We start from the raw sequence: 26,625 nt of genomic DNA, 5'->3' as shown, positions 1-26,625 counted from the left end.
GGTCTGGATCAGCTCACTGTTCCGGATCGGCTCAGTGGAACTGGCCCTCCTCGGTGGAGCCCTTCAGCGCGGTGGTGGACGAGTCCGGCGCGATCGCGGTGCTCACCATGTCGAAGTAGCCGGTGCCGGCCTCGCGCTGGTGCTTGACCGCGGTGAAGCCCTTCTCGGCCGCCGCGAACTCGCGCTCCTGCAGTTCGACGTAGGCCGTCATGCCCTCGCGGGCGTAGCCGTGCGCCAGGTCGAACATGCCGTAGTTCAGGGCGTGGAAGCCGGCCAGGGTGATGAACTGGAACTTGAAGCCCATGTGGCCGAGCTCGCGCTGGAACTTCGCGATGGTCGCGTCGTCCAGGTGCGCCTTCCAGTTGAAGGACGGCGAGCAGTTGTAGGCCAGCATCTGGTCCGGGTACTCGGCCTTGACCGCCTCGGCGAACTTGCGCGCCTGCTCCAGGTCCGGGGTGCCGGTCTCCATCCAGATGAGGTCGGAGTACGGCGCGTAGGCCTTGGCGCGGGCGATGCAGGGCTCGATGCCGTTGCGGACCCGGTAGAAGCCCTCGGCGGTGCGCTCGCCGGTGATGAACTCGCGGTCGCGCTCGTCCACGTCCGTCGTGATCAGGGTCGCGGCCTCGGCGTCGGTCCGCGCGATGATCAGGGACGGCACGTTGGAGATGTCCGCCGCGAGGCGGGCGGTGTTGAGGGTCTTGATGTGCTGCGAGGTCGGGATGAGGACCTTGCCGCCGAGGTGGCCGCACTTCTTCTCGGAGGCCAGCTGGTCCTCCCAGTGCACGCCCGCGGCGCCCGCGGCGATCATGCCCTTCATCAGCTCGAAGGCGTTCAGCACGCCGCCGAAGCCGGCCTCGGCGTCGGCCACGATCGGGGCGAGGAAGTGCGTGTCGCCCTCACCCTCGGCCCACTGGACCTGGTCGGCGCGCAGCAGCGCGTTGTTGATGCGGCGCACGACGGCCGGGACCGAGTTCGCCGGGTAGATGCTCTGGTCCGGGTAGGTCTGGCCCGCCAGGTTGGCGTCCGCCGCGACCTGCCAGCCGGACAGGTAGATGGCCTTGAGACCGGCCTTCACCTGCTGGACGGCCTGGAGCCCGGTGAGCGCGCCGAGGGAGTGGACGTAGTCCTCCTCGTGCAGGAGCTTCCAGAGCCGCTCGGCGCCGAGGCGCGCGAGGGTGTGCTCCTCCTGGACCGAGCCGCGGATGCGGACGACGTCCTCGGCGGAGTAGGTCCGCTCGACGCCCTTCCAGCGCTCGTCGGTCTCCCACTGCCGCTGCAGCTCCTCGGCCGCGCCCTTGAGGCGACTGTCGCTCATCGTCTTGCCCTTCCGTGTCGTCCCCTGGGTGCTTGGACATGACTATGCCCGGACTTCAACCCCTTAATGAACTCGTGAGTAACAGAAGAATCGCGAAATTTCCGCTACGATGAAGCCGTGACGACCTTGCGGCCAGAAGAACCCCTCAACTTGACGAGTGACGTAGACCTCGTCACCTTCGGGCAGCGGCTCCGCCACCTGCGGCGCGGCCGCGGCATGACGCTGTCGGACCTCGGCGAGCGCGTCGGGCGCGCCCCGTCCCAGCTCTCGCTGCTGGAGAACGGCCGCCGCGAGCCCAAGCTGTCGCTGCTGCAGTCCCTCGCCGCCGCGCTGGAGTGCCCGGTGGAGGAGCTGCTGCGCCGCCAGCCGCCGAGCCGCCGCGCGCAGCTGGAGATCCAGCTGGAGGAGGCGCAGCGCGACCCGCTGTACCGCACCCTCGGGCTGTCGCACCTCAAGGTCGGCAAGCGGATGCCGAACGAGGTGATCGAGCACATCCTGGCCCTCTACGGGGAGCTGAAGCGCAGCCGCACCAAGCCGACCGCCAGCCCCGAGGAGGCGCGGAAGGCCAACGCCGAGCTGCGCCGCCAGATGCACGAGCGCGGCAACCACTTCCCCGACATCGAGAGGGTCGCCGCGCAGACCCTCGACGCCGTCGGCTACCGGGGCGGCGCGGTCTCCCAGGGCATGCTGATGACCCTGGTCGGCCACTTCGGCTTCAGCCTGCAGTACGTCCAGGACCTGCCGCGCTCCGTCCGGTCCGTCACCGACCTGCGCAACCGGCGGATCTACCTGGAGCGCGAGCAGCTCGGCATGCACACCCCCCGGACGATCCTGCTGCAGACGCTCGGGCACATCGCGCTCGACCACGACCAGCCCCGCGACTTCGCCGACTTCCTGCGCCAGCGCGTCGAGGCCAACTACTTCGGCGCCGCGATCCTGATGCCCGAGCGCAGCGTCGTGCCGTTCCTGCAGGAGGCCAAGGCCGCGCGCGAGCTTTCGGTGGAGGACCTCGCCGACGTGTTCTCGGTGTCCTACGAGATGGCCGCGCACCGCTTCACCAACGTCGCGACCCACCATCTCGGGCTGCAGCTGCACTTCACCAAGAACGACGAGAACGGCACGATCTACAAGGCGTACGCCAACGACGGCCTGGCGTTCCCGCAGGACGAGGACGGCGCGATCGAGGGCCAGCGGATGTGCCGCGAGTGGGCCGGCCGGCACGTGTTCGGCGCGGAGGACCGCTTCTCCGTCTACTACCAGTACACCGACACCCCGAAGGGCACCTACTGGTGCCTGTCGCACATCGACCCGAGCCACGAGCGCGACTTCGCGATCACGCTCGGCGTCCGGTTCGAGGACTCGCGCTGGTTCCGCGGCCGGGAGACCACCCGCCGGGTCAAGTCGGCGTGCCCGGACGGCGAGTGCTGCCAGCGCCCGCCCAAGGAGCTGTCCGAGCGGTGGGAGGGGATGGCCTGGCCGTCCGCCCGCGCCCACTCGCACGTGCTGTCGGTGCTGCCGCCCGGAGCGTTCCCCGGCGTGGACGACGCCGACGTCTACGAGTTCCTCGACAGGCACGCCGCCGAATGACGGATGCGTTGCGCCGGTGTCAACTCTTCGGGTCGGCCGCCCGCTCGCCGCGCGGACGGTGAATGATCTGGACGTGTCCGGTGTTCACTCGAGGTGAGGGCCGGTCACGGGATCGTCCGCACGGGAGGGAGAGCGCGTGCTGCCAGAGGTCGCTTCGTGGTTGCGGCGCCGTACGAGCGCGGCCGAGGACTGGCCGGCGCACGTCCTGCTGGACGCCAAGGGCGGCGCCGGGATCAGCGTCGTGCTGCCCGCGCACGACGAGGAGGCGACCGTCGGCGCGATCGTCGCCGCCGTCCGCACCGACCTGATGGAGCGGGTCCCGCTGGTGGACGAGATCGTCGTGGTGGACTCCCGCTCCACCGACCGGACCGCCGCCGTGGCGGCCGCGGCGGGCGCGGAGGTCGTCGCGCAGGACGAGGTGCTGCCCGGGGAGGGCCGCATGTCCGGCAAGGGCGAGGCGCTGTGGAAGTCCCTCGCCGCCACCACCGGCGACCTGATCGTGTTCGTGGACGCCGACCTGCGCGGTTTCACCTCCTCCTACGTCACCGGGCTGCTCGGCCCGCTGCTGACCGATCCGTCCGTCGGCTACGTGAAGGGCTGCTACGACCGCCCGCTGATCGAGGGGGAGCGGCGCGTCGAGGGCGGCGGCGGACGGGTCACCGAGCTGGTCGCCCGCCCGCTGATCAACATGCACTGGCCGCTGCTGGCCGGGGTGATGCAGCCGCTCGGCGGCGAGTACGCGGGGCGCCGCGCGCTGCTGGAGCGCCTGCCGTTCGTCACCGGCTACGGCGTGGAGCTCGGCCTGCTGCTGGACGTGTACCAGGACGCCGGGCTGGACGCGATCGCCCAGGTGGACCTAGGCCGGCGGGTGCACGCGCACCAGTCCACCGAGGCGCTCGGCGCGATGTCCGGCCAGATCATGCTGACCGCCTGGTCGCGGCTGGAGCGGCACGGCCGGATGATCCCGCTGGGCGCGCCCGCGACCGCGCTGACCCAGTTCAGCCGGTCCGCCGCCGGTCACGACGCCCGGACCAGCGACGTCGCCGTGGGGGAGCGCCCGCCGATGATCGAGGTGCCCGGCTACGCCGCCTCGCGCTCCTTCTCGCCCGGCCGCGGCTGACCCCCGCGCCCCGGCGCAGCGCCCGCCTGCCCGGCGCCGGCGCTTCTCCTCCGCTGTGACGCCGGCCACGTGTTACCAACGGTAGCACGTGCTACCGTTGGTAACAGGCGATATTGGAGAAAGGGTCAATAATCATGACGAGCGCGGAGTCCACGCCGTTCTCGCTGGAGCTCAGCGAGGACGTGCGCGAGGTCAGGGACTGGGTGCACGAGTTCGCCAAGGACGTCATCCGTCCGGCCGCCGAGGAGTGGGACGAGCGGGAGGAGACCCCCTGGCCGCTCATCCAGGAGGCGTCCAAGGTCGGGATCTACTCGCTGGACTTCTTCGCCACCCAGTGGCTCGAGCCGACCGGCCTCGGCATCCCGGTGGCCTTCGAGGAGCTGTTCTGGGGCGACGCCGGCATCGCGCTGTCGATCGTCGGCACCGGCCTCGCCGCCGCGTCCGTGGCCGCCGTCGGCACCCCCGAGCAGGTCTCCGAGTGGGTGCCGCAGATGTTCGGCACGGCCGACGACATCAAGCTCGGCGCGTTCTGCGCCTCCGAGCCCGACGCCGGCAGCGACGTGGGCTCCATCCGGACCCGCGCCGTCTTCGACGAGGCCAAGGACGAGTGGGTGCTGAACGGCACCAAGACCTGGGCGACCAACGGCGGCATCGCCGACGTCCACGTCGTCGTCGCCTCGGTGCACCCCGAGCTCGGCAGCCGCGGCCAGGCCAGCTTCATCGTCCCGCCGAACACCCCCGGCCTCCGGCAGGGGCAGAAGTTCAAGAAGCACGGCATCCGCGCCTCGCACACCGCCGAGGTCGTCCTCGACGACGTGCGCGTCCCGAGCCACCACATCGTCGGCGGCAAGGAGAAGTTCGACGAGCGCATCGCCCGGACCCGCGAGGGCAAGAGCTCCAAGGGCCAGGCCGCGATGAAGACGTTCGAGACCACCCGACCGTCCGTCGGCGCGATGGCCCTCGGCGTCGGCCGCGCCGCCTACGACTACGCGCTGGAGTACGCGCGGGAGCGCGAGCAGTTCGGCAAGAAGATCGGCGACTTCCAGGCCATCGCCTTCAAGCTGGCCGACATGAAGACCCGCCTGGACGCCGCCCGGCTGATGGTGTGGCGGGCCGCCTGGATGGCGCGCAACGGAAAGGACTTCGAGAACGCCGAGGGCTCGATGGCCAAGCTCATGGCCAGCGAGATGTCGGTGTACGTCACCGAGGAGGCGATCCAGATCCTCGGCGGCAACGGCTACACCCGCGAGTACCCGGTCGAGCGGATGCACCGCGACTCGAAGATCTTCACGATCTTCGAGGGCACCAGCGAGATCCAGCGCCTGGTCATCGGCCGCACCGTCACCGGCCTGCCGGTCCGCTAGCGGCCCTCCCGCGGGCGGACGGCGCCGCTACAGGATGGCGGCGTCGTACAGGATCCGCTTCATCGCCGGCACGGGCAGGCCGGGATTGCGCGCCGCGCTCCCGGCCGCGTCCGGGTCGTCGAGCAGCTCCAGCAGCCGGGACTCCGGCAGCCGGGCGTCGCGCGCCGCCGCGGCGCGCACGCCCGGCTCCTCGTCGCGGCTGAGCCGCTCGACGGCCCGCACCGGCAGTTCCGGGTCGCGCAGCGCCAGCGTCCGCGCGACCGGATCGTCCGACTCCGCGAGGCGGGCGAGGCCCGCGCACGGGAAGTTCGGATGCCCGGTGCGGTCCAGCCGGGTGATGAACGGCGACTCCAGGGCGACCGACAGCAGCAGCTCACCGGGCGGATCGGGATGCTTCTCCGACAGCAGCAGCCGGACGACGAAGTCCTCGTCGCCCGCCAGCCGCGCGACCAGGTCGGGCGGCAGGTGCGGGCTGTACGCCGCGAACCGGCGCAGGCCGGTGTGCGCGGAGGTGGCGTACCGCCGCATGAGGTCGAGGTCGTCCAGCCGGTCCCAGAACCATCCGGGAGGTCGGAGATGATCCTCGGGCCCCACGCGGTAGTCGATCGCCGCGCGCTGCTCCTCGGTCAGCTCGGGGCGCAGCGACACCTCGAGCCGCACGTCGTGCTCGGGGTCGTCCGCGAGGACGGCGACGAGGCCGGGCGGCAGGCCCGGGTTGGCCGCCGCCGCGAGCCGCACCGCGCGCTCGGGATCGCGGGCGAGCACCTCGAGGAGGCCGGGCGGCACGCTCGCGTTGGCGGCGACGGCCTCCCGGACGCCGACCCGCCCGTCCCGGCAGAGCGCGGCCGCCTGCCCGGCGTCGAGCGGGACGCGGGCCACGGTGTCGGCGTCCCCGGCGGCCAGCAGCGCCGCGGCCGCCTCGGGGCGGCGGCGGGCGGCGAGCACGACCGCCGCGCGCCGGACCTCCGGGTCGGGGTCGTCCAGCGCCGCGTCGACGATCTCCTCCGGAGGGTCCGGCCAGGTGCGCAGGACGCCGCGCCGGACCCGGGCGTCCGGATCCGCCGCGAGCGCGGCGCGGACGCCGTCGGGGAGGTCGCGGTCGAGGACGGCGTCGCGGACGCGCGGGTCCGGGTCGGCGGCCAGCCGCAGGACGACGTCCATGGGCAGGGGCCTGCGGGGCTGCCGGTGCTCGGGGATCGCGGCGAGCGACCGGCGCACGTCCGGGTCGGGATCGTCGGCGAGCAGCGCGCGGATCTCCGCCGGCGCGTGGCCCGACACGGCGACCAGCCGCCGGGCGTGCGGGTCCGGATGCCGGGCGGCGGCCTCGTAGACCGCGTCCGGCACGCCGGCGCGGCGCAGCAGGGCGTGCCGCATGCGCGGTTCCGCGCGTTCCAGGATCAGCAGCAGGTACTCGACCGGGGCGGCGGGATTGGTCGCCACGCCCTCCAGCCGCACCGAGTAGAGCGTCCGCACCCCCGCGACCTCCTCACGCCGGCCACCGATCACGGTAGCCGCTCGGGCCTCCCGCCGGGAAGGGCGCGAGACGGCGGACAACTCCCAGGCCAGGCGGTGTTGTCGCCGGGTAACACCCGCGGATACCGTTCGGTGTATGCCCGCATGCCCAGCGCTCACCCCGCCCCACGCGCGTCCCGCGCGCACCGCCCGGCTACGGTGATCGCACCATGACGGGCGAAGCGGGCGGGAGGGCACCGGGATCCAGGCGCGATCCCGGCCGCCGGCGCGCCCTGCTGGAGGCGGCGGACCGGGTCATCCAGCGCGAGGGGCCCGAGGCGTCGATGGCCGCGATCGCCGCCGAGGCGGGCATCAGCAAGCCGATCCTGTACCGCCACTTCGGCGACAAGAGCGGCCTCTACCAGGCGCTCGCCGAGCGGCACACGCGCAAGCTGATCGAGGGCATCCGGGAGGAGTTCTCCCGGGACGACTCGGTCCGCGCGCGCACCCGGTCCACCATCGACACCTACCTGGCGACGATCTCCAAGAACCTCAACCTCTACCGCTTCCTGATGCACCGGGCGAGCGCGGAGGACACCGCCACGCACAGCGCGATGAGCACGATGATCCGCGACGTGAGCCGGGAGCTGGCCGAGGTGATGATCGCCGAGGGGGAGATGGCGGACCGTACCCGCGCCTACGTGTGGGGCCACGCGATCGTCGGCATGGTGCAGACCGCCGGCGACTGGTGGCTCGACCAGGCCGACGAGGTGCCCCGCGAGGCCGTCGTGGACGGCCTCGCCGACCTCGTCCTCGGCGGGCTGCCGGCCGCCGTGTCCGGCGCCCGCGTCCCGCAGTTGTTCCCCGATCCGCGATCCCCGAGGTGACCGTGCAGACCGACGTGCCCGTGCAGACCGACGCCCGCGCGCAGACCCGCGTGCCCGCGCAGAGCGACGCCCCCGCGCCGGAGGGCGTGCGGCCGGAGCCGGACGTGCTGACCGAGCGGCGGCCCTGGGGCGCCTTCGAGCAGTTCACGCTGAACGAGCCGTCCACCGTGAAGATCATCTACGTGGAGCCGGGGCAGCGGCTCAGCCTGCAGCGGCACCGCGACCGCGACGAGCTCTGGGTCGCGCTGGACCCGGGCGCGGTGTTCGAGGTGGCCGGCCGCCGGACGCTGCCGGAGGTGGGGGAACGGGTCCTGATCCGGGCCGGGCAGACGCACCGCCTCGGCTCCGACGGCCCCGCCGTCCGGGTCATGGAGATCGCGTTCGGGAACTTCGACGAGGACGACATCGAACGGCTCGAGGACTCCTACGGCCGGGCCTGACCTCGCCGGACCGTCGGGCCGTGCCGGGCCTCCCGGCCCCGGCCGCCCGGGTGCGGCGGGGCGCCGGTCAGCCGCGCGTCCGGCGGAACCGGGACCGCACCAGCGCCGTCGCGCCGGTCCCGGCCGCGCCCGCCACCAGCACCAGCGCCACCGAGGTCCACGGCACGCGGAACCCGTCCCCGCCGCCCATGGCCCAGCCGTGCGGGCGGGGGCGTCGCGGCCGGCGCACCTCCAGGGGCGCCTTCCCGGCCCGTCCCGACGGGACGCAGGCGACCGCCACGGGCCGGCGGCCCGTCTCCCGGGCCACCTTGGCCTCCACGCGGAACCGGCCGTCCCGCACCGAGCCCTCGCCGGTCGCGGCGCCGGAGACCCGGACGCTCCGGTCTCCGGCCGGGCAGGTCCCCGACACCACCACGGTCTCGCCGGGACGGGCGCGTCCCGGCGTGACGACGGGGCCGGCGGCCCGCGCGCCGGGTCCGGCGCCGCACACGATGGCGCCGCACACGACGGCGCCCGGCAGCAGCCCGGCGCGCACGATGGCTCTCACATCGCGGATGATGCCCGTGCGGGCGCCCGCTCAAGGGGCGGCACTCGCCGACTTTGCCGACTCTTGCCGCGTTCCCTCCGGCGCGTCCGCCGCGGCCGGCCCGTCCGGAGGGCGCCCGTCCGGGAAGGCGCCCCGCACGGAACCGGCCCGCGGCGCGCGTGGACGCGCCGCGGGCCGGGACGGTGCCGGTGAGGGCCGGATCAGGTGCTGCTGCTGAGCTCCAGGTCCTTCACCTTCGGGTCGCCCTCGTCGGCCAGGTAGTCGGCCTCGCGGGTGGCGTCCTCGCCGTCCTTGAGCTTGGCCGCCCGGAAGACGAGGGTCGCCACCACGGCGACGACCAGGTTCACGGCCAGCGCGAGCATGCCGACGTAGACGGTCTTGTCGGTGTCGAGCCCGAGGTCGCTCAGCTTGAACGCCGAGCCGCCGAAGTGCTCCTTGTGCTTGGCCGGGTTCGGGACGTCGTACAGCATCCACAGTCCGGTGATCAGTCCCGCGGCCCAGCCGGCGATGAGCCCGCCGCGGTGGAACCAGCGGGTGATCAGGCCCAGCGCCACCGACGGCAGCGTCTGCAGGATGATGACGCCGCCGATCAGCTGCAGGTCGATGGAGAACTGCGGGTCCAGCACGAGGATGCACAGCACGGCGCCGACCTTGACGATCAGCGACACCAGCTTGCTGACCAGCGCCTCCTGCTTCTCCGTCGCCTCCTTGTGCAGGTACTCCTTGTAGATGTTGCGGGTGAACAGGTTCGCCGCCGCGATCGACATGATCGCCGCCGGGACGAGCGCGCCGATGCCGACGGCGGCGTAGGCGACGCCCGCGAACCAGTCCGGGAACATGTGGTCGAAGAGCAGCGGGACGACCGTGTTGGTGTCCGGGTTGCCGTCGGTGACGACCGGCTTGACGCCCGCGGCGATCGCCATGAAGCCGAGCAGCGCGATCAGCCCCAGCACGAAGCTGTAGGCCGGCAGCGCCGCCATGTTCCGCTTGATCACGCTGCGGTTCTTGCTCGCCAGCACGCCGGTGACGCTGTGCGGGTAGAGGAACAGCGCGAGCGCCGAGCCGAGCGCGAGCATCGCGTAGTTCAGCTGGTTGGTGCCGTTCAGCAGGACGCCGTCGGTCGGCGCCGGGGTCTTGGCGAACTTGGCCTGCGCCGCGTCGAAGACGTGCCCCCAGCCGCCGAGCTTGGACGGGATGTACAGCACCGCGACGATGATCACCAGGTAGATCAGCAGGTCCTTGACGAAGGCGATCAGCGCCGGGGCGCGCAGCCCGGACTGGTAGGTGTAGGCCGCCAGCACGAGGAACGCGATGATCAGCGGCCAGTGCCCGTTCACGCCCATCGTCTTCAGCACGGCCTGGATGCCGACGAGCTGCAGCGCGATGTACGGCATCGTGGCGACGATGCCGGTGATCGCGATGACCAGCGCCAGCGTCGGGGAGCCGAACCGGGCCCGGACGAAGTCCGCGGGGGTGACGAACCCGTGCACGTGCGACACCGACCAGAGCCGGATCAGCACGAGGAACACGAGCGGGTAGACGACGATCGTGTAGGGGACGGCGTAGAAGCCGGCGGCGCCCGCCCCGAACACCAGGGCCGGGACGGCGACGAACGTGTAGGCGGTGTAGAGGTCGCCGCCGATCAGGAACCAGGTGATCCAGCTGCCGAAGCTGCGGCCACCGAGGCCCCACTCGTCCAGCGAGTGCATGCTGTCGGGCCGGCGCCAGCGGGCGGCGACGAAGCCAAGCCCGCTGACCAGCAGGAACAGCACCACGAAGACGACCATCTCGGTCGTGTGCCCGTGCGCCATGGGTCAGTCCCTCTTCCGCGTCATGAGGTACACGATCACGGTGCAGGCGACGCCGAGCGGAATGAAGGCGAGCTGCATCCAGTAGAAGGCCGGGAAACCGGCGAGGCGCGGTCCGTCGCTGTTGAACAGGAAGGTCAGCAGCGGGACGACGACGGGGACCAGCAGGAGCCAGTTCCACGGGCTGCGGTCGGAGCGCTGTGCCGGCTCCGGTGGGTCTTGCGAGGCCAAAGGGATCCTCCTCGTGCGTGCGGCGCGGTCCGCCCGGATCGCGAGACGGACTCTGCCAGGGGTGGAGCCGGGAAAGGCTATCCGCCTGCGATAACGGCTCGATATCGACCTCGGCACGACTTGGCTGGATCGTTCCAATTGGTGGACGCCCGGCTCGTCCGCGGGCCCGGACCCCGGCGGCGCGGTGCGCGGCCGGCCGCGGGGTCGCCGCCCCCGGGCGGACACTGGTAGCCTCGCCGTATGCGAACCGCGACCCGCCGGTGGTGGTGGCGCCGCTGAGGCGGCGCCGGTTCTGCATGTCCTGACCAGGCGACCGCCCTCATCGGCGGTCGTTTTCCGTTGTCCGCCGGTGCAGGGCCCGAAACGAGGGGCCACCGCGGTGGAGACCGTCTCACAGCACGCCGACTCACAGCACGCCGACATCCGCCAGGCGGGAGTCGGCGAGTTCGTCACCGCCGGGGGCGTACGGGTCACCCGTACCGCCGTCCCGGTCGACTCCGAGCGCAAGTCCGACGTGCTGAACGCCCTCGTCGCCGCCGTGGGGGAGCGGCGCGGCGGCGTGCTCAGCTCGGGCATGGAGTATCCCGGCCGCTACAGCCGCTGGCACATGGCCTACGTCGACCCGTGCCTGGAGATCCTCGCGCGGGGGCGGGACGTGTCCGTCCGCGCGCTGAACGGCCGGGGGCGCGTGGTCCTTCCGGCGGTGGCGGAGGCGCTGCGCCCGGTCGGCGAGGTCCGCGCGGACGGACCGGAGGAGTTCGGGGTCTTCGTCCCGCCGACGGAGGAGTTCTTCGCCGAGGAGGACCGCAGCCGCCAGCCGACCGTCTTCACGGCGCTGCGCGCGGTGATCGACCTGTTCCGCTGCGACGACCCGCACCTCGGCCTGTACGGGGCGTTCGGGTACGACCTGTCGCTGCAGTTCGAGCCGTTGCGGACGCGCCTGGAGCGGCCCGCCGACCAGCGCGACCTCGTGCTCCATCTCGCCGACGAGATGGTCGTGGTCGACCGCAAGCGCGAGACCTCGCACCGCATGTCCTACGAGTTCGAGGTGGGCGGCGCGAGCACGGCCGGCATGCCGCGCGCCACCGAGCCGACGCCCGTCCCGTCGCGCGGCGAGCTGCCGCCGCAGCCGGTGCCGGGCGTGTACGCGCAGATGGTGCGGGACGCCAAGGAGAAGTTCGTGCGGGGCGACCTGTTCGAGGTGACGCCGGGCCACGCCATGTACGGGCGCTGCGACGCGCCCGCCGTCTTCTTCGAGCGGCTCCGCGAGACGAACCCCGCCCCGTACGAGTTCATGTTCAACCTCGGTGACGGGGAGTACCTGGTCGGCGCGTCGCCGGAGATGTTCGTCCGGGTCACCGGCGACCGGGTGGAGACCTGCCCGATCGCCGGGACGATCAGGCGCGGCGGCGACGCGCTGGAGGACGCCGACCAGATCCGCGCGATCCTGTCGTCCGCCAAGGACGAGTCCGAGCTGACGATGTGCACCGACGTCGACCGCAACGACAAGTCGCGGGTCTGCGTGCCGGGCAGCGTGCGGGTGCTCGGCCGCCGGCAGATCGAGCTGTACTCGCGGCTGATCCACACCGTCGACCACATCGAGGGCCGGCTGCGTCCGGGCTTCGACGCGCTCGACGCGTTCCTGACCCACATGTGGGCGGTGACGGTGACGGGCGCGCCAAAGGCGTGGGCGATGCAGTTCATCGAGGACCACGAGGACTCGCCGCGCCGCTGGTACGGCGGCGCGGTCGGCTGCGTCGGGTTCGACGGGTCGATGAACACCGGGCTGACGCTGCGCACCGCGCAGATCCGCGACGGGATCGCGACGGTGCGGGCCGGCGCGACGCTGCTGTACGACTCGGACCCGGACGAGGAGGAGCGCGAGACGCACCTGAAGGCCAGCGCGCTGCTCGGCGCGCTGGAGACGTCGCGGCGGCCGTCCGCCGGAGCGGCGGCCGAGGAGCCGGCGCCGCAGCCGGACCTGCCCGGCGAGGGCCTGAAGGTGCTCCTCGTCGACCATGAGGACTCGTTCGTCAACACCCTCGCCGACTACTTCCGGCAGCAGGGCGCCGAGGTGGTCACGCTGCGGCACGGGTTCCCGGTGCGGATGCTGGACGACCACGCGCCGGACCTGGTGGTGCTGTCGCCCGGCCCGGGCCGCCCGGAGGACTTCGCGACCCGCGGGCTGCTGGACGCCCTCGGCGAGCGGGACCTGCCGGTCTTCGGGGTGTGCCTCGGCCTGCAGGCGATGGTCGAGCACGCGGGCGGGGAGCTGACCCTGCTGCCCGAGCCGTCGCACGGCAAGCCCGGCCAGGTGAAGGTGGTCGGGGGCGCGCTGTTCGAGGGCCTCGCCGACGAGTTCACCGCGGCCCGCTACCACTCCCTGCACGCCACCCCGGACCGGGTGAAGGGCTTCGAGGTGACGGCGCTGACCGGGGACGTCGTGATGGCGATCGAGGACGCGGGCAGGCGGCGGTGGGCGGTGCAGTTCCATCCGGAGTCGATCCTGACCGCGGCGGGCGGCGCGGGGCACCGGATCGTGGCGAACGTGCTGCGCCTCTGCCGGGCCCGGTGACGACGGCCGGGCCCGCTCGTCCGGGACGGCCGGAGCCGTGCGGGGACCGGCGGTGCTCGTTCGGTCCCCAGTGTCAACCCGCCGGACGCAGGACCCGGTTCTCGTCCTGAAGCATCATCGCGGACGTCCGGAAATGGTCCCGTGGTTCCTGGACCGGTGGCGCCGGGCGCGGAAGACTCGGTTTCCGGCCACGGCGCCGCGCCGCGCGGCGCGCGTGATCGCCGTTATCCCGGCGGAGGGGGGAGCGATCCCCCCTCCGCCCGAAACCCCGATTCGGCTTGACCGAATCGGGGTGGCGGTTTTACCGCTTTCGTACCGGGGATCCCGCTCGCCATGATGACAATCCTGTGGCTCATCGCCGTGATCCTGGTGATCTCCGGCATCTACGTGATCCTCGCCCGGCGCGAGCTGATCTGGGGCATCGTCCTCATCGTCGTCGGGCTGCTCGTCGGCCCCGGCGGCGTGAGCATCTTCACCTGAGCGTGGTGAACCGGGCCGGGGACATGGAAGAACACTGACGCGGGCTGTCAGGTTTTCGCGCCAGCATCGTCCCCATGAGCCGTGAACTGAAAGGCACGATCGCACTGGTCGCGGGAGGCACCCGCGGCGCCGGCCGCGGCATCGCCGCCGAGCTGGGCGCCGCGGGCGCCACCGTCTACGTGACGGGGCGCACCACCCGTGCGCACCGGTCCGAGATGGGCCGTCCCGAGACCATCGAGGAGACCGCCGAGCTGGTGACCGCGGCGGGCGGCGAGGGCATCGCCGTCCAGGTCGACCACCTCGACCCCGCGCAGGTCACCGCCCTCGTCCGGCGGATCGACGAGGAGCACGGGCGGCTGGACGTCCTGGTCAACGACGTGTGGGGCTCCGACCACCTGTTCCGCTTCGGCAAGCCGCTGTGGGAGCAGTCGCTGGAGGACGGGCTCCGGCTGCTCCGGCTGGCCGTCGACACCCACGCCGTCACCAGCCACCGCGCCCTGCCGCTGCTGATCCGCGAGCCCGGCGGGCTCGTCGTCGAGATGACCGACGGGACCGCCGAGTACAACGCCCGCTACCGCGAGGACGTCGGGTTCTTCTACGACCTCGCGAAGAGCGCCGTCATCCGGATGGCGCTCGCCCAGTCCGTGGAGATCGCGCCGCACGGCGCCACCGCCGTCGCGCTCACGCCGGGCTGGCTGCGGTCGGAGGCGATGCTGGAGCACTTCGGCGTCACCGAGGACACCTGGCGGGACGGCGTCGCCAGGGAACCCGGCTTCGCCATCTCCGAGTCGCCCGCCTTCGTCGGGCGGGCCGTCGCCGCGCTCGCCGCCGACCCGGACCGGGCCCGCTGGAACGGCGCGTCGCTGTCCAGCGGCGGCCTCGCGCAGGTCTACGGCTTCACCGACGCCGACGGCAGCCGTCCCGACTGCTGGCGCTACATCACCGACGGGCGGCCCGCCGACCTCACCGGCTACCGCTAGTCCCGGCCCCTCGGGCCGGCGCCGGTCCGCGGGCGCGGGCCCGCGCCGGCGGCCGGGCGGGTCAGACCAGGCCGTCGAGCCGGTCGGTGAGACGGGCGAGTGCGGGCAGGGCGGCCACGATGGCGGCGCGGTCCGCCTCGTCCAGGCCCTCCAGCGCCGTGTTCAGCCGCCGCTCGTGCGCCCGCGCCCACGCGGCGAGCTGGTCGCGGCCGGCGTCGGTGAGGGTGACCGCGGACGCCCGCCGGTCGGCGGGGTCGACGGCCCGCGCCACCAGCCCCGCGCCGATCATCTGGCCGACCAGCCCGCTGACGGTGCTGGTGGCGAGGCGCTGCCGCGCGGCGAGGTCGCCGATCCGCGCGGGCGACCGCTCGGCGAGCACCTGGAGCAGCTCGACCTGCGCCATCGGCAGCGTCTCCCACGGGTACTCGGTGCGGATCGAGGCGCGCAGCGCCCGCCGCAGCCGGGTCACGGTCTCGGTGAGCAGGCGCGTGTCCGTCGCGCGCGCGTGCGTGCCGGTCTCGGCGGGCGGCTGCTGGGACATGGCGCAACTCTAGCCCGGCCCGCCGCCCTCGCCGCCCGGCTCCCGGCACCCTTCCGGCTCCCGGCACCCGCTCGTCTCCCGGCCCCCGTCGGGCTCGCCGTCCGCCCGGGTCCGCCCGCCGGTCGCCGCCCAGGCGGCGGCGACCGTGGCCGCCGACGCCGCGAGCAGCACGGCGATCGCCCAGCGCGCCCCGTCGAGGCGCCCGCCGTCCGGCCCGAGGTGCAGCGCCAGCGCGACGAGCGCGACGCCGAGCGCCGTCCCGAGGCTGCGGGCCATGTTGACAAGGCCGCCGCCCGTGCCCGACCAGCGCGCCGGTACGGCCTTCATGATGAGCGCGTTGTTGGCGGGGGTGAACACGCCCAGCCCGAGCCCGAGGACCGCCGCCTGGGCGGCCAGCCAGCCGGGGGACAGGGGGAGGAACAGCATCCCCGCCAGGGACGCCGCCGCCGTCCCGGCGCCGAGCACCCCGCGGGCCCGGTCGGTCGTCCCCCGCAGCAGCGGTTCGCCGCCGACCGCGCCGGCCCCGAACCCGGCGGGCAGGGCCGTCAGCACCAGCCCCGCCAGCAGCTCCGACGAGCCGCGGCCCGTCAGCACGATCGGGACCAGCACCAGCGGGCCGAACAGCACCAGGTACGCGCCGAGCGCCCCGGCGAGCCCCGCCGACACCGCGCGCACCCGCAGCAGGTCCAGGTCGAGCAGGGGAGAGGGCGCCCTGCGCTGCCGGGCGGTGAACGCCCAGCCGCCCGCGACCGCCACGGCGAACAGCGCCGCGACGCCCCATTCCGGCACCGGCAGCCCGGACGCCGCCGAGACGCCGAGCAGCCCCGCGGTCGTCGCGACCGTCAGCAGCACCGCGCCGGCCCGGTCCAGCTCGCGGGCCTGGTTGCGCTCCCGGGTCCGCGGCAGCAGGTAGTGGCCCGCGACCAGGGCGACGATCCCGATCGGCACGTTGATGCCGAACACCCAGCGCCAGCCCAGCGTGGACACCAGCGCCCCGCCCACCGTGGGCCCGAGCGCCAGCCCGAGCGCCTGCGCGGCGGCCTGCACGCCGAGCGCCCCGCGCGTCCGCTCGGCCGGCGCGCTGGTCACCACCAGCGCCACGCTGTTGGCCTGCATCATCGCCGCGCCGGCAGCCTGCGCGACCCGGAACGCGATCAGCGTCCCGAGCGACGGCGCCAGCCCGCACGCCGCCGACGCGACCACGAAGACCCCGAACCCGTGCAGGTAGAGCAGCTTGCGGCCGCGCGCGTCGGCGAACCGCCCGACGGGGATCAGCAGCGCCGCCAGGGTGAGCAGGTAGGCCAGCGACACCCATTCCACGGCGGCCAGCGAGGTCCCGAACTCCGCGCCCAGGCTGCCGTAGGTGAGCGTGACGACGCTGGCGTCGAGCTGCCCCATGAACGCGCCGAAGCACACCGTGGCGACCGCGAGCCACCAGGCGCGGGGGTGCTCGCGGACCCGGTCCGGCCGCGGCCGCTCCTGGACCAGCACGGCGGGCAGCCTCCGCAGGACCGGCCGCTCCGTCAGTTCACCGTTCACGTCACCTCCGGCCGCGGCCGCCCCGGGCGCCGCGGCACGTCTCGCCGTTCCCGCCGCCCAAGATACATCGGTTACCGAAATGTTCGGTTACCGACCGATGTGTCCGGGGTCACAGCGGCGATGGCGAACGGAGCGCGCCGGTCAGGGCGACGGCGAACGGAGCGCGCCGGTCAGGGCGACGGGGGACCGGCCGCGCCGGTCAGACGGCGTAGAGGGCGGCGAGGCGGGCCGCCGCGCTCGCCATGCGCTCGCGCAGCGCCGGCGGGCCGAGCACCTCGACCTCCGGACCCAGCCGCATGAGCTGCGAGGCCGCCACCTCCAGCGACTCGACCGGCAGGACGGCGGAGCGCCAGCCCCGGTCGTCGGGCTCGCCCGCGCTCCCAGCGGCCCGCTCCGCGGCGACCGGCTCGACCGCGAACCGCAGCAGCCGCATCCCGGCCGGGCTGAGCCGCACGGCGACCTCCTCGCGCAGCATCGACCGGACGAAGGCCGCCGCCTGCTCGTCCCAGTGCCCGGCGAGGTCGAACGCCTCGTCCCGCTCGAACACCGCGCCGGTCTCCTCGACGGCGGTGACGCGGTCGACCCGGTACGTGCGGGGCTGCCCGCCGACCCGGCCGACGAGGTACCAGGTGCCGTTCTTCAGCACGAGCCCGTACGGGTCCACCGTCCGGGCCACCTCGCCGCCCTTGCGGTAGCGCAGGACGACGGTCTCGTCCCGCCACACCGCGCGCGCGAGGTCGCGCAGCAGCGGCGGCGTCCCGGCCTCGCCGAACCAGCCGGGGGCGTCGAGATGGAACCGCTGCCCGGCCCGCGCCGGCGCGTCCCGCAGCGAGGCGGGCAGCGCCGCGAGGACCTTCAGCTCGGCGGCCGCGACCGCGTCGCCGAGCCCCATCTCCCCGGCCGGGCCGGGCAGGCCGGACAGGAACAGCGCCTCGGCCTCCTCCCGGCTCAGGCCGGTGAGCCGCGTCCGGTACCCGCCGACGAGCCGGTACCCGCCGTTGCGGCCCTGGTCGGCGTACACCGGGACCCCGGCCGACGACAGCGCCTCCACGTCCCGGTAGACGGTCCGCTCCGAGACCTCCAGCTCCCGGGCCAGCTCCCCGGCCGTCATCGCCCCCCGCGACTGCAGGAGCAGGACGAGCGAGATCAACCGGGCGGCGCGCATGCCCCCATTCTCGCCGGACGGGCGGCCCCGGTCGTTCCTGACAATCTTGTGGCAGGTACCCCGGATATCCCTGTCCCCGCCGTTGGGACGGCTGTTAGCTTCGCGGCGTGCTGACCGACACGTCCCCCATCGAGGCGTTCATCGACGCCCTGCCGAAGGTCGAGCTCCACGTCCACCTCGTGGGCTCCGCCTCCGTCCCCACCGTCCTCGAACTGGCCCGCCGCCACCCCGACGGCCCCGTCCCCGCGGACGAGCGCGAGCTGCGCGCCTTCTACGAGTTCCGCGACTTCCCCCACTTCGCCGAGGTGTACGAGTCGGTGTCGAGCCTCGTCCGGACCCCCGAGGACGTCGGGACCCTCGTGCTCGGCACGGCCCGCGACCTCGCCGCGCAGAACGTCCGGTACGTCGAGCTGACCGTCACCCCGTACACCCACCAGCGCGCCGGCATGCCGATGCCCGCGATCACCGAGGCGCTCGACCACGCCGTCCGCGAGGCCCGCGCCCGGCACGGGATCCGCGTCGCCTACGTCTTCGACATCCCCGGCGAGTTCGGCGCCGAGGGCGCCCGCGGCACCCTCGACCACGCGCTCGCCCACCCGCCCGAGGCGCTCGTCGGGTTCGGCCTGGGCGGCATCGAGCAGTGCCGCCCGCCGCACCGGGACGCGTTCCGGGACGCCTTCCGCGCCGCACGCGCCGCGGGCCTGCGCAGCCTTCCGCACGCCGGTGAGATGACCGGCCCGGAGACGATCTGGGAGGCCCTCGACGGGCTCGGCGCCGAGCGCATCGGCCACGGCACCAGCTGCCTGGAGGACCCCCGCCTCACCGCCCGCCTGCGCGAGACGCAGATCCCGCTGGAGGTGTGCCCCACGTCGAACCTGAGGACCGGGCAGGTCGCCTCGCTCGACGAGCACCCGCTGCCGCGCATGCTGGAGGAGGGCCTGTTCGTCACGCTGAACAGCGACGACCCGCCCATGTTCGACACCACGCTGACCGGCGAGTACCGCGTCGCCGCCGAGGTGTTCGGGCTCGGCCGGGCGGATCTGGCCGCGCTCGCCCGCAACGCCGTCGCCGCCTCGTCCCTCGACGACGCCGGGCGCCGCGAGGTCACCGCCGAGATCGACGCCCTGGCGGACGGCTAGCCCCAGGCCATGCGGCGCCAGGGGCTCGCCGGGTCGTCCGCGAGGATGCGGTGGCCGGCCAGCGACCGGTCGTACCACTCGCCGAACTCGCCGTCGTCGAACCGGAGCATCCGGCCGAGGACGTACCCCGACGAGAACGACGTCCACGATCCGTAGACCTGGCCGGCGCGGTGGCCCGCGACCAGCACGCACTTCTCGGCCTCCTCGGCGTCGCAGTAGCCCGCGTTCAGGCCCCAGCGCGCCATGTTCACCGCGCGGCCGAAGTCGTAGCCGTACACGCTCTCGACCCGGCCGTCCGGCGCCAGCAGCCCGTCCGCGCGGAACCGCGCCTCGTACCGCCGGATCAGCTCCGACAGCGCCACGACGTGCTCGATGGTCTCGTCGGAGATGTCGCGCTCGCGGCACCAGGCGACGATCGCCGCCCGCCAGGCGTGCGGCTCGGTGCCGCGGCCGCGCTGGTCGAGCACCATCTGGATGGCCGGGTCGCTGTTCTCGGCGTCCAGCAGCCGGTCGATCTGCTCGCGCCAGCCCGCCGCGTCCGTGATGCCCCAGTCGCGTTCCAGCAGGACGCGGTCGTCGCGGGCGCCGTCCGGGGTGGACAGCGTGTTCCACGGCACCGCGTTCCCGACCGCCAGGTGCGCGCCGACCGCGAGGGCCGCGGCGAGCCGCCCCCACGAGGCGCTGTCCGGGTCGGTGATCAGGACGTCGTAGTCGCGGTCGGGGCGGCGCTCGGCGTCGGCGAGCAGCGCCGCGACCTGCCGGTGCCCGTCGCCGCCCGCCGGCATCCTCGCCAGCAGGTCCCGCAGCGGCCCGAGCGCGCCGCGCGGCCCCGCGTCCTTCACGATCAGCCGCGCGGCGTGCACGCCCGCGACGTCGGCGCGCTTGTGGTCCTGGGCGGACCGGAAGCCCGCCATCGCGCCCCACGCCCGGCGCGCCGCGTCGCCCGTCCGCCCGGCCGCGGCCAGGACGTGCGCGGCCTGCCCGTCCAGCACCGCGCGGACCTCAGGCCCGCCGGGCAGCGCCGCCGCCGCCCGCTCGGCGCCGTCCAGCACCCGCAGCGCCTCGTCCACCCGGCCCGCCGCGGCCAGCGCGCGCGCCTGCCGGGCCCGGACGGCGACGGCCGACGCCCGGTCCCCGCGCGCCTCGGCGTCCTGCGCGGCGGACGCGTACGCCCCCGCGGCCTCCTCCGGGCGGCCCTGCCGCTCGTACTTGCGGGCGCGGTCGAGCATGGCCTGAAACGTCATCGATCCCTCCGTACGGCGCATACCGTACCGGCATCAGCCGGCCGCGGTGATCTCGACGCGGGTGTCGTGGAACACCGGGCCGCCGCCGAGGTCGGTGGCGCGCTCGTCCACCACCGCGTTGGCGTTCGAACCGCCGGCGAACTTCGGCCAGTGCCCCTTCGAGGTCGCCGCGACACCGGGCCTGACCTGGTCGGACACCCGCAGGACGGCTTCGAAGGAGCCGCGGTCGTTGCCGACGCGGACCCGCTGCCCGTCGGCCAGGCCCCGCGCCGCCGCGTCGTCCGGATGGACCCGAACGGCCGGGTCGCCCGCGCGGCGCCGCAGTTCCGGGTTGTTGGCGAACTGGGTGTTCAGGAACTCGTGCGACGCCGCCGAGACCAGCGCCAGCGGGTAGCGCCGCGCCCGCTCCGGATCGGCGACCTCGAACGGCGGGACGTACCCGGCCAGCGGGTCCGCCCCGGCCCCGGCCGCCCGCGCCGACCGGAACTCCAGCCGCCCCGACGGCGTCGGGAACCCGCCGGCGTACGGGACGAACGGGTCCGGCACGGCCATCCGGACGAACCCCTCCTCGCGCAGCCGGTCCAGCGTGACGCCCGCCATCCACGGGTGGTCCGAGGCCAGCAGCTGCTCGGCGAGCCGCTCGTCGGAGTCGTACACGGCCGGCTCCTCGACGCCCATCCGCCGCGCGAGCCGCCGGAACGTCTCCGACGTCGGCAGGCACTCGCCGGGCGGCGCGACCGCCGGCTCGTTCCAGGTCAGGTACAGGTGGCCGTACCCCTCGTGCAGGTCGGCGTGCTCGTGCTGCGCGGTCGCCGGGAGCACGATGTCGGCGTAGTCCACGGTGTCGGTCGGGAACTGCTCCAGCACCACCGTGAACAGGTCCTCGCGCGCGAGGCCCCGCCGCACCCTGTTCTGGTGCGGCGTGCTGCCCGCCGGGTTCGCCGCGATCACGAACAGCGCCTTGACCGGCGGGTCCTGGACGTCCAGCAGGCCCTCGCCGAGCCGGCTCATCGACAGCGTCCGCACCGGGCCCGGACGCAGGTCGTCCCGGTACAGCGCCGCCTTGTTCAGCTTGATGTGCCCCGACGTCGAGAACGCGAGGCCGCCGCCGCGCAGCCGCCAGTCGCCGGTGACCGCCGGGATGCCGGCCAGCACCCGGAGCGTCGCCCCGCCGCCGGAGTGCCGCTGGACGCCCTGCGTCGCCCGGATGGCGGTGGGACGGGTGCGCGCGATCCGCTCGCCCAGCGCGACGATGTCCGCCGCCGGGACGCCGGTGATCTCCGCGGCCCGCTCCGGCGGGAACTCCGCGATCCGCTCCCGGAACTCCTCCCACCCCCGCGTGTGGTCCCGCAGGAACTCCTCGTCCTGCGCGCCGAGGCGCACGACCACGTTCAGCAGCCCCAGCGCGAGCGCCGCGTCCGTGCCGGGCAGCGGGGCCAGGTGCTCGTCGGCCTGCTGCGCCGTCCGCGTCCGGACCGGGTCGATCGCGACCAGGTGCGCGCCCGCCCTGCGCGCGTCCTGGACGAACTTCCACACATGGTGCCCGCTGGTCAGCGGGTTCGTCCCCCACAACAGGACCAGCCGGGCGTGCGCCAGGTCCTGCGGGTCCATGCCGCCCGCCGACCCGATCGCGGCCGTCATCCCGGCCGCCCCGGCCGCCGAGCAGATGTCGACGGCGTGCGCCGACGCGCCCAGCACGTTGAAGAACCGGCGCCCGCCGAAGCCCTCGCAGCCCTGCAGGTAGCCCAGCGTGCCCGTGCCCCAGTAGGGCCAGACGGCCTCGCCGCCGTGCTCGGCGATCACGCCGCGCAGCCGGTCCGCGATCTCGTCAAGGGCCTCGTCCCAGGTGATCCGCTCGAAGCGCCCCTCGCCCTTCGCGCCGACGCGCCGCATCGGGTGCAGGATCCGGTCGGGCTGCTCCGCGCGTTCGAGCCACCGGTTCACCTTGGTGCACAGCGCCCCGCGCGTGTACGGGTGGTCCGGGTTGCCGCGCAGCCGCACCGCCTTGCCGTCCCGGACGGTCACCACCCACGAGCACCCGTCCGGGCAGTCGAGCGGGCACGCCCCCAGCACCGTCAGCCCGGCCGGCCCCGAGTCCCCGTCGACCATCCTCGAACCCCCCACAGCAGGTGAAGCCTCTCTAGTCTCGGACATGACCACATGAGCGTCGTCCCAGGACGCCCATTACACGCGATGCCGGGCACCCGGGTCGCGGCGCCCCCGGCGGGGTGGTTTCCTATAGGGCGACGGAACCGGCCCGTAGGGGGATACGAAGTGAAGAGCGTCGAGCCTGAGGTGTTCCTCGTAGCGCGGCCCGAACTGGACTACGGCGAGGTGGCCCGGTACCTGCGGGACGTCGGCGGCGAGAGCTGGCTGGAGCGCCTCGACCGCGGCGACCTCGACGACGAGCTGAACGACCCCCAGACCCTCGCGGAGTTCGCCGGCCGGCTCTGCTACCGGTCCTGGGAGCCGGGCCTCAACCCCAACGTGACCAAGGTCCGCACCGACTCGTCCGCCTACCTGGAGAACATCCTCCGCAGCCTGCACGGCTCGGTGCTGGAGCACGTCAGCTTCAGCTTCGTGCTGCACAACGTCAGCCGCGTGCTGACCCACGAGCTCGTGCGCCACCGCCCCGGTGTCGCGATCTCGCAGGAGTCGCTGCGGTACGTCCGGCTCACGGACATCCCCTTCTGGTTCCCCGAGTGGGCCCGCGAGGACGCCGAGCTGATGAAGCGCGCCACCGCGATGCTGGAGCAGATGGAGGAGTTCCAGGGGTGGATGACCGAGCACTTCGGGCTGGACGAGGAGGGCGTCCCCTTCAAGGAGAAGAAGCACAAGACCTCCTTCATGCGCCGCTTCGCCCCGGAGGGCCTCGGCACGGGCCTGGTCTGGACGGCGAACGTCCGCAGCCTGCGGCACACCCTGGAGAACCGGACCGCGCCCGGCGCCGAGGAGGAGATCCGCCTGCTCTTCGGCAAGATCGGCGAGCTCATGCGCACGGAGGCGCCCGACCTGTTCGGCGACTACGAGGTGGAGGACGGCGCCTGGATCCCGAAGTGGCGCAAGGTCTGACGCCCGCGGCGGCGCGCTGAGCCACCGCCGGCGCGGGTCTGTACGTACGATGTACGCCTGCGGCAGGATGGGGCGGCATGTCGGACATCGTGATCCCCACCGGCGCCCGCGAGCTGCCCGGGTACCTCGCCGTCCCCGAGGGAGACGGGCCGTGGCCCGCCGTCGTCATCGTGTTCGAGGCGTTCGGCGCCACCCCTGACATGCGCGCGCAGGCCGACCGGTTCGCCTCCCGCGGCTACCTGGCCGTCCTGCCGGACTTCTACGGCGGCGCGCCGTGGGTGCGGTGCGTCCGCAAGGCGCTGGGGGAGATGCGCGCCGGACGCGGCCCCACCTACGACGCGGTCGAGGCGGCGCGCGCCTGGCTGGCCGCGCGTGACGACTGCACCGGCGACGTGGGCGTGTGCGGCTTCTGCATGGGCGGCGGGTTCGCGCTGGTCGCCGCGGCGAAGTACGACTTCCAGGCGGCGGCGGTCAACTACGGCATGCTGCCGAGAAGGCCGGAGGAGGCGCTGCGGGAGGCATGTCCGATCGTCGCCAGCTACGGCGGCGCGGACCCGACCCTCCGCGGCGCCGCCGCCAAGCTCGACCGGGCCCTGACCGCCGGGGGAGTCCCGCACGACGTGAGGGAGTACCCCGGCAGCGGCCACAGCTTCCTCACCGGGCCCGAGGCGCCGGGCCTCCTCGGGCCGGTCACGAAGATCGCGTTCGGCCTGGGCAGGGGCCGCGAGAACGCGCCCGTCGCCTGGGAGCGCATCTTCGCCTTCTTCGACGAGCACGTCGCTAAAAAATCTACAACGTAAAGGCTCCCGGCCCGGCGTTCGGTCACGCTCGCAGAACGGCCTGGGTCTGGGTCACCTGGGCCACACGGCGGCCGGTGCCGTCGTAGAGGTCGGTCTGCACGACGATCGACGTCCGGCCCGTGTGCAGCGGGTGCGAGACGCCTCGGACGCTGCCCTCCTTCACGCCTCTGAAGAAGTTGGTCTTGGACTCCAGCGTCGTCGTGGACGCGCCCGGCGGCAGGTTGAGGAAGGCGCAGGCCGCGCCGAGCGTGTCGGCGAGCGCCATCAGCGCCCCGCCGTGCATCAGCCCGCCGGCCGTGCAGCGGTCCGCCGCCCAGTCGAGATGCCCCGTCACCTCCTCGGGAGCGGCGGCGTCGATCTCCACGCCGAGCGCGCGGGCGAACGGCATGGCATCGGTGATCTGGTCGGGGGTGAGCCCGGTGGTCATGGATCCTCCTCGGACGGCGCCGGAACCTACCCGGCCCACCTTCACGATCACACCCGCGCACCGTCCATTACCTCGCAGGTAAAGCCAGGACGGCTCCTCTGCAGAGCGGCATTGTGGGCGGGACCGTGATCGGCAGGGTGCCGCCGCCCACGTCCCCGGCCTCCTCTGCCCCGTCCCCGCGGCGCCGAGACTTCCGCGCCGGAGGAACAACCATTCGGCGGTTCGCTGGTCTAACAGGCATGACATTCGAGCAAGCGCTGGCCGCGCCCGGCGCCGGCGCCTCCGACGGGCCGGCGCCGGGCGCGCGGGCGCGGGACGTCGCCGAGCTGTTCCAGGCGCATCACCTGTCGCTCGTCCGGCTGGCGCTACTGCTGCTGGGCGACCAGGCGAGCGCGGAGGACGTCGTCCAGGACGTCTACGCCCGCCTGCAACGCCCCCGCCGGCGGTCGTCCGCCCCACCCGACGACCTGCTCGCCTACGCCCGTGCCGCCCTGGTGAACACGTGTCGGACCGTGCTGCGCCGCCGGGCTCTGACGCGCAGGTTCACCGAGCCTCCCGCCCCGGTCTGGTCGGCGGGGAACTCGGCGGAGAGCGACGTCGTGATCGCCGAGGACCGGCGGCGGGTGCTGCGCGCCATCGCCCGGCTCGCCCCACGCCAGCGGGAGGCCGTCATCTTGCGCTACTACCTCGACCTGCCTGAGGCGGAGATCGCCGCCGCCATGGGCGTCAGCGCCGGAACCGTCAAGTCGACGCTCTCGCGCGGCCTGGTCGCGCTCCGCGCACGGTACGAGGAGGAGAAGTGAACACGATGCCCGAGGACCTGGTGCGCGGCGCTCTCGCCGACGCCGCCGCCACCGTCGCGGCCGGAGCCGTGCGGCCGCTCGCCCCGGCCGCCCCGCGCCGCCGGCGCCTGGCCGCCCCGATCGGCGCCGTCGCCGTCGCGGCCGTCGCACTGGCGATCGTCGCGCTGGTCGTCCGGCCGTCCGGCCACCCGGCCGCGACGCCGCGCATGACGCTCGCGGCCTACGCCGGCGCCAAGTACGTCCTCACCGGCGGGATGCCGCCCGGAACCCCGGTGACCGTGAACGACGCCGCCACCGGGAAGCGGATCGCCCACGTCCCCGTCCCGCGCGGCACTACCGGATTCTGGGACGCCGCCGGTTCCGGTGACGACCGGACCTTCTTCCTCACCACGGTCGACGTCGGCCAGTCCGTCATCCGCTTCTACCGGCTCTCCCTCAAGGCCGACGGCACCCCCGCGCTGCTCGCGGAACTGCCGCGGCTCACGCTGCACGGACTCCCAGGAGAGGGCCCGCGGTTGCTGGCCGCGACACGCGACCGGAGCACGATCGCCTACGTCACCGAGAGCGGCGCGAAGCTGACCGCCGGCAACGGTGAATACTCTCTCACCGACGACGACCGCATCCGCGAGCGCATCACCGTCATCGACGTCGCCACCGGGCGCCGCCGTGCCTTCGACCTCCCGCAGGGCCAGGTGGCCGACGACCTGACCTGGACGCCGGACGGCCGCCGTCTGCTCTTCACCGCCGAGACGCCCGACACCGGGCTGCGCGTCCTCGACCCGGCCACGGGCGTCATCCGCCCCGTCCGGCTCGGGCCGCCCGGCACGGAGTTGATCGGCGCCGCCGCCGACTCCGACAACGCGCACATCGTCGCGCTGGTGGCCGGGCAGGGGCAGGGCCACGTCAAGTGGTACTCCCTGGCGGCCGGGAAGATCGACCGCGACGTGCCGCTCGGCCCGGTCCACAGCGGCAGCCCGGCCGTGGTGAGTTTCGGCGACGCCATCGTCGCGGAGATCGGCGGCCACGTGTACAAGATCACCGGCAACACCGTGCACAAGCGGCCGACACCACGAGGCATCGTCGACCTCTCGCCGCAGAGCACCTGGTGA

General features: G+C 73.8%; 24 protein-coding genes. 13 read left to right on the top strand and 11 right to left on the bottom strand.

Annotated features, from left to right (window positions below; genetic code table 11):
• Positions 1 to 31: 31 nt before the first annotated feature.
• Positions 32 to 1,315: an isocitrate lyase gene (aceA, locus tag J4557_RS23955; protein ID WP_208268980.1), complete on the bottom strand. Its 1,284-nt coding sequence runs from the start codon at positions 1,313 to 1,315 to the stop codon at positions 32 to 34.
• Positions 1,316 to 1,465: 150 nt separating this feature from the next.
• Here aceA and J4557_RS23950 point away from each other — a divergent pair, with 150 nt between their 5' ends.
• The 3 genes from J4557_RS23950 (at position 1,466) to J4557_RS23940 (ending at position 5,386) form a co-directional block, all read left to right on the top strand.
• A complete protein-coding gene (locus tag J4557_RS23950; protein WP_208268979.1) occupies positions 1,466 to 2,902 on the top strand; it encodes a helix-turn-helix domain-containing protein in 1,437 nt (478 codons plus the stop codon).
• A gap of 136 nt (positions 2,903 to 3,038) precedes the next feature.
• The gene (locus J4557_RS23945) at positions 3,039 to 4,022 is read left to right on the top strand and encodes a glucosyl-3-phosphoglycerate synthase (protein ID WP_208268978.1); all 984 of its coding nucleotides are present in this window, start codon (positions 3,039 to 3,041) and stop codon (positions 4,020 to 4,022) included.
• 134 nt (positions 4,023 to 4,156) lie between these two features.
• Positions 4,157 to 5,386, top strand: a complete 1,230-nt coding sequence (locus J4557_RS23940) for an acyl-CoA dehydrogenase family protein (protein ID WP_208268977.1) — start codon at positions 4,157 to 4,159, stop codon at positions 5,384 to 5,386.
• Positions 5,387 to 5,413: 27 nt separating this feature from the next.
• On the opposite strand, the gene J4557_RS23935 is transcribed toward J4557_RS23940, so the two are convergent.
• Positions 5,414 to 6,859 carry an amino acid adenylation domain-containing protein gene (locus J4557_RS23935; protein WP_208268976.1) on the bottom strand — a complete coding sequence of 482 codons (1,446 nt, stop codon included), beginning with the start codon at positions 6,857 to 6,859 and terminating at the stop codon, positions 5,414 to 5,416.
• Between the two features lie 209 nt (positions 6,860 to 7,068).
• On the opposite strand from J4557_RS23935, the gene J4557_RS23930 reads away from it, so the two are divergent.
• Both J4557_RS23930 and J4557_RS23925 read left to right on the top strand, forming a co-directional pair.
• Positions 7,069 to 7,725: a TetR family transcriptional regulator gene (locus J4557_RS23930; protein ID WP_208268975.1), complete on the top strand. Its 657-nt coding sequence runs from the start codon at positions 7,069 to 7,071 to the stop codon at positions 7,723 to 7,725.
• Positions 7,722 to 8,165: a phosphomannose isomerase type II C-terminal cupin domain gene (locus tag J4557_RS23925; protein WP_307800161.1), complete on the top strand. Its 444-nt coding sequence runs from the start codon at positions 7,722 to 7,724 to the stop codon at positions 8,163 to 8,165. The genes J4557_RS23930 and J4557_RS23925 overlap by 4 nt, the downstream gene beginning before the upstream one ends.
• A gap of 67 nt (positions 8,166 to 8,232) precedes the next feature.
• Here the strand turns inward: J4557_RS23925 and J4557_RS23920 are convergent, their stop codons facing one another.
• From J4557_RS23920 to J4557_RS49815, 3 genes are all read right to left on the bottom strand, one after another.
• Positions 8,233 to 8,712: a hypothetical protein gene (locus tag J4557_RS23920; RefSeq protein WP_208268974.1), complete on the bottom strand. Its 480-nt coding sequence runs from the start codon at positions 8,710 to 8,712 to the stop codon at positions 8,233 to 8,235.
• A gap of 200 nt (positions 8,713 to 8,912) precedes the next feature.
• Complete coding sequence (mctP, locus tag J4557_RS23915; RefSeq protein ID WP_208268973.1) at positions 8,913 to 10,523, bottom strand: monocarboxylate uptake permease MctP; 1,611 nt, start codon at positions 10,521 to 10,523, stop codon at positions 8,913 to 8,915.
• Between the two features lie 3 nt (positions 10,524 to 10,526).
• Complete coding sequence (locus J4557_RS49815; RefSeq protein ID WP_243776250.1) at positions 10,527 to 10,751, bottom strand: DUF3311 domain-containing protein; 225 nt, start codon at positions 10,749 to 10,751, stop codon at positions 10,527 to 10,529.
• A 421-nt stretch (positions 10,752 to 11,172) separates the two neighbouring features.
• Here J4557_RS49815 and J4557_RS23905 point away from each other — a divergent pair, with 421 nt between their 5' ends.
• From J4557_RS23905 to J4557_RS23895, 3 genes are all read left to right on the top strand, one after another.
• A complete protein-coding gene (locus tag J4557_RS23905; protein WP_208269104.1) occupies positions 11,173 to 13,326 on the top strand; it encodes an anthranilate synthase component I in 2,154 nt (717 codons plus the stop codon).
• Between the two features lie 333 nt (positions 13,327 to 13,659).
• Positions 13,660 to 13,806: a GPGG-motif small membrane protein gene (locus J4557_RS23900; RefSeq protein ID WP_190854010.1), complete on the top strand. Its 147-nt coding sequence runs from the start codon at positions 13,660 to 13,662 to the stop codon at positions 13,804 to 13,806.
• Positions 13,807 to 13,880: 74 nt separating this feature from the next.
• Complete coding sequence (locus J4557_RS23895) at positions 13,881 to 14,786, top strand: SDR family oxidoreductase (protein WP_208268971.1); 906 nt, start codon at positions 13,881 to 13,883, stop codon at positions 14,784 to 14,786.
• Positions 14,787 to 14,847: 61 nt separating this feature from the next.
• Here the strand turns inward: J4557_RS23895 and J4557_RS23890 are convergent, their stop codons facing one another.
• The 3 genes from J4557_RS23890 to J4557_RS23880 all read right to left on the bottom strand — a co-directional run bounded on the left by J4557_RS23890 (position 14,848) and on the right by J4557_RS23880 (position 18,031).
• Positions 14,848 to 15,327, bottom strand: coding sequence for a MarR family winged helix-turn-helix transcriptional regulator (locus J4557_RS23890; RefSeq protein WP_208268970.1), 480 nt, complete (start codon positions 15,325 to 15,327; stop codon positions 14,848 to 14,850).
• Positions 15,328 to 15,336: 9 nt separating this feature from the next.
• Complete coding sequence (locus J4557_RS23885) at positions 15,337 to 16,866, bottom strand: MFS transporter (protein ID WP_208268969.1); 1,530 nt, start codon at positions 16,864 to 16,866, stop codon at positions 15,337 to 15,339.
• Between the two features lie 199 nt (positions 16,867 to 17,065).
• A complete protein-coding gene (locus J4557_RS23880; RefSeq protein ID WP_208268968.1) occupies positions 17,066 to 18,031 on the bottom strand; it encodes a helix-turn-helix transcriptional regulator in 966 nt (321 codons plus the stop codon).
• A gap of 107 nt (positions 18,032 to 18,138) precedes the next feature.
• Here J4557_RS23880 and add point away from each other — a divergent pair, with 107 nt between their 5' ends.
• Positions 18,139 to 19,170, top strand: coding sequence for an adenosine deaminase (add, locus tag J4557_RS23875; protein WP_208268967.1), 1,032 nt, complete (start codon positions 18,139 to 18,141; stop codon positions 19,168 to 19,170).
• Here add and J4557_RS23870 read toward each other — a convergent pair.
• Both J4557_RS23870 and J4557_RS23865 read right to left on the bottom strand, forming a co-directional pair.
• Positions 19,167 to 20,414 (bottom strand): DUF1266 domain-containing protein, encoded by a 1,248-nt coding sequence (locus J4557_RS23870; protein WP_208268966.1) that lies wholly within the window; start codon positions 20,412 to 20,414, stop codon positions 19,167 to 19,169. The two genes, add and J4557_RS23870, sit on opposite strands and share 4 nt — an antisense overlap.
• A gap of 33 nt (positions 20,415 to 20,447) precedes the next feature.
• Positions 20,448 to 22,523 (bottom strand): molybdopterin-containing oxidoreductase family protein, encoded by a 2,076-nt coding sequence (locus tag J4557_RS23865; protein ID WP_208268965.1) that lies wholly within the window; start codon positions 22,521 to 22,523, stop codon positions 20,448 to 20,450.
• A 165-nt stretch (positions 22,524 to 22,688) separates the two neighbouring features.
• On the opposite strand from J4557_RS23865, the gene thyX reads away from it, so the two are divergent.
• Both thyX and J4557_RS23855 read left to right on the top strand, forming a co-directional pair.
• The gene (gene thyX, locus J4557_RS23860) at positions 22,689 to 23,486 is read left to right on the top strand and encodes an FAD-dependent thymidylate synthase (RefSeq protein ID WP_208268964.1); all 798 of its coding nucleotides are present in this window, start codon (positions 22,689 to 22,691) and stop codon (positions 23,484 to 23,486) included.
• 77 nt (positions 23,487 to 23,563) lie between these two features.
• Positions 23,564 to 24,286, top strand: coding sequence for a dienelactone hydrolase family protein (locus J4557_RS23855; protein WP_208268963.1), 723 nt, complete (start codon positions 23,564 to 23,566; stop codon positions 24,284 to 24,286).
• Positions 24,287 to 24,308: 22 nt separating this feature from the next.
• On the opposite strand, the gene J4557_RS23850 is transcribed toward J4557_RS23855, so the two are convergent.
• Positions 24,309 to 24,713: a PaaI family thioesterase gene (locus J4557_RS23850; protein ID WP_208268962.1), complete on the bottom strand. Its 405-nt coding sequence runs from the start codon at positions 24,711 to 24,713 to the stop codon at positions 24,309 to 24,311.
• Positions 24,714 to 24,952: 239 nt separating this feature from the next.
• Here J4557_RS23850 and J4557_RS23845 point away from each other — a divergent pair, with 239 nt between their 5' ends.
• Together J4557_RS23845 and J4557_RS23840 are read left to right on the top strand one after the other, a co-directional pair.
• Positions 24,953 to 25,516 carry an RNA polymerase sigma factor gene (locus J4557_RS23845; protein WP_208268961.1) on the top strand — a complete coding sequence of 188 codons (564 nt, stop codon included), beginning with the start codon at positions 24,953 to 24,955 and terminating at the stop codon, positions 25,514 to 25,516.
• Complete coding sequence (locus tag J4557_RS23840) at positions 25,513 to 26,625, top strand: hypothetical protein (RefSeq protein WP_208268960.1); 1,113 nt, start codon at positions 25,513 to 25,515, stop codon at positions 26,623 to 26,625. Before J4557_RS23845 ends, J4557_RS23840 begins: the two co-directional genes overlap by 4 nt.

This window comes from Actinomadura nitritigenes (genome assembly GCF_017573545.1).
GTDB lineage: Bacteria > Actinomycetota > Actinomycetes > Streptosporangiales > Streptosporangiaceae > Spirillospora > Spirillospora nitritigenes.
This window is presented reverse-complemented; position numbering and strand designations above follow the sequence as displayed.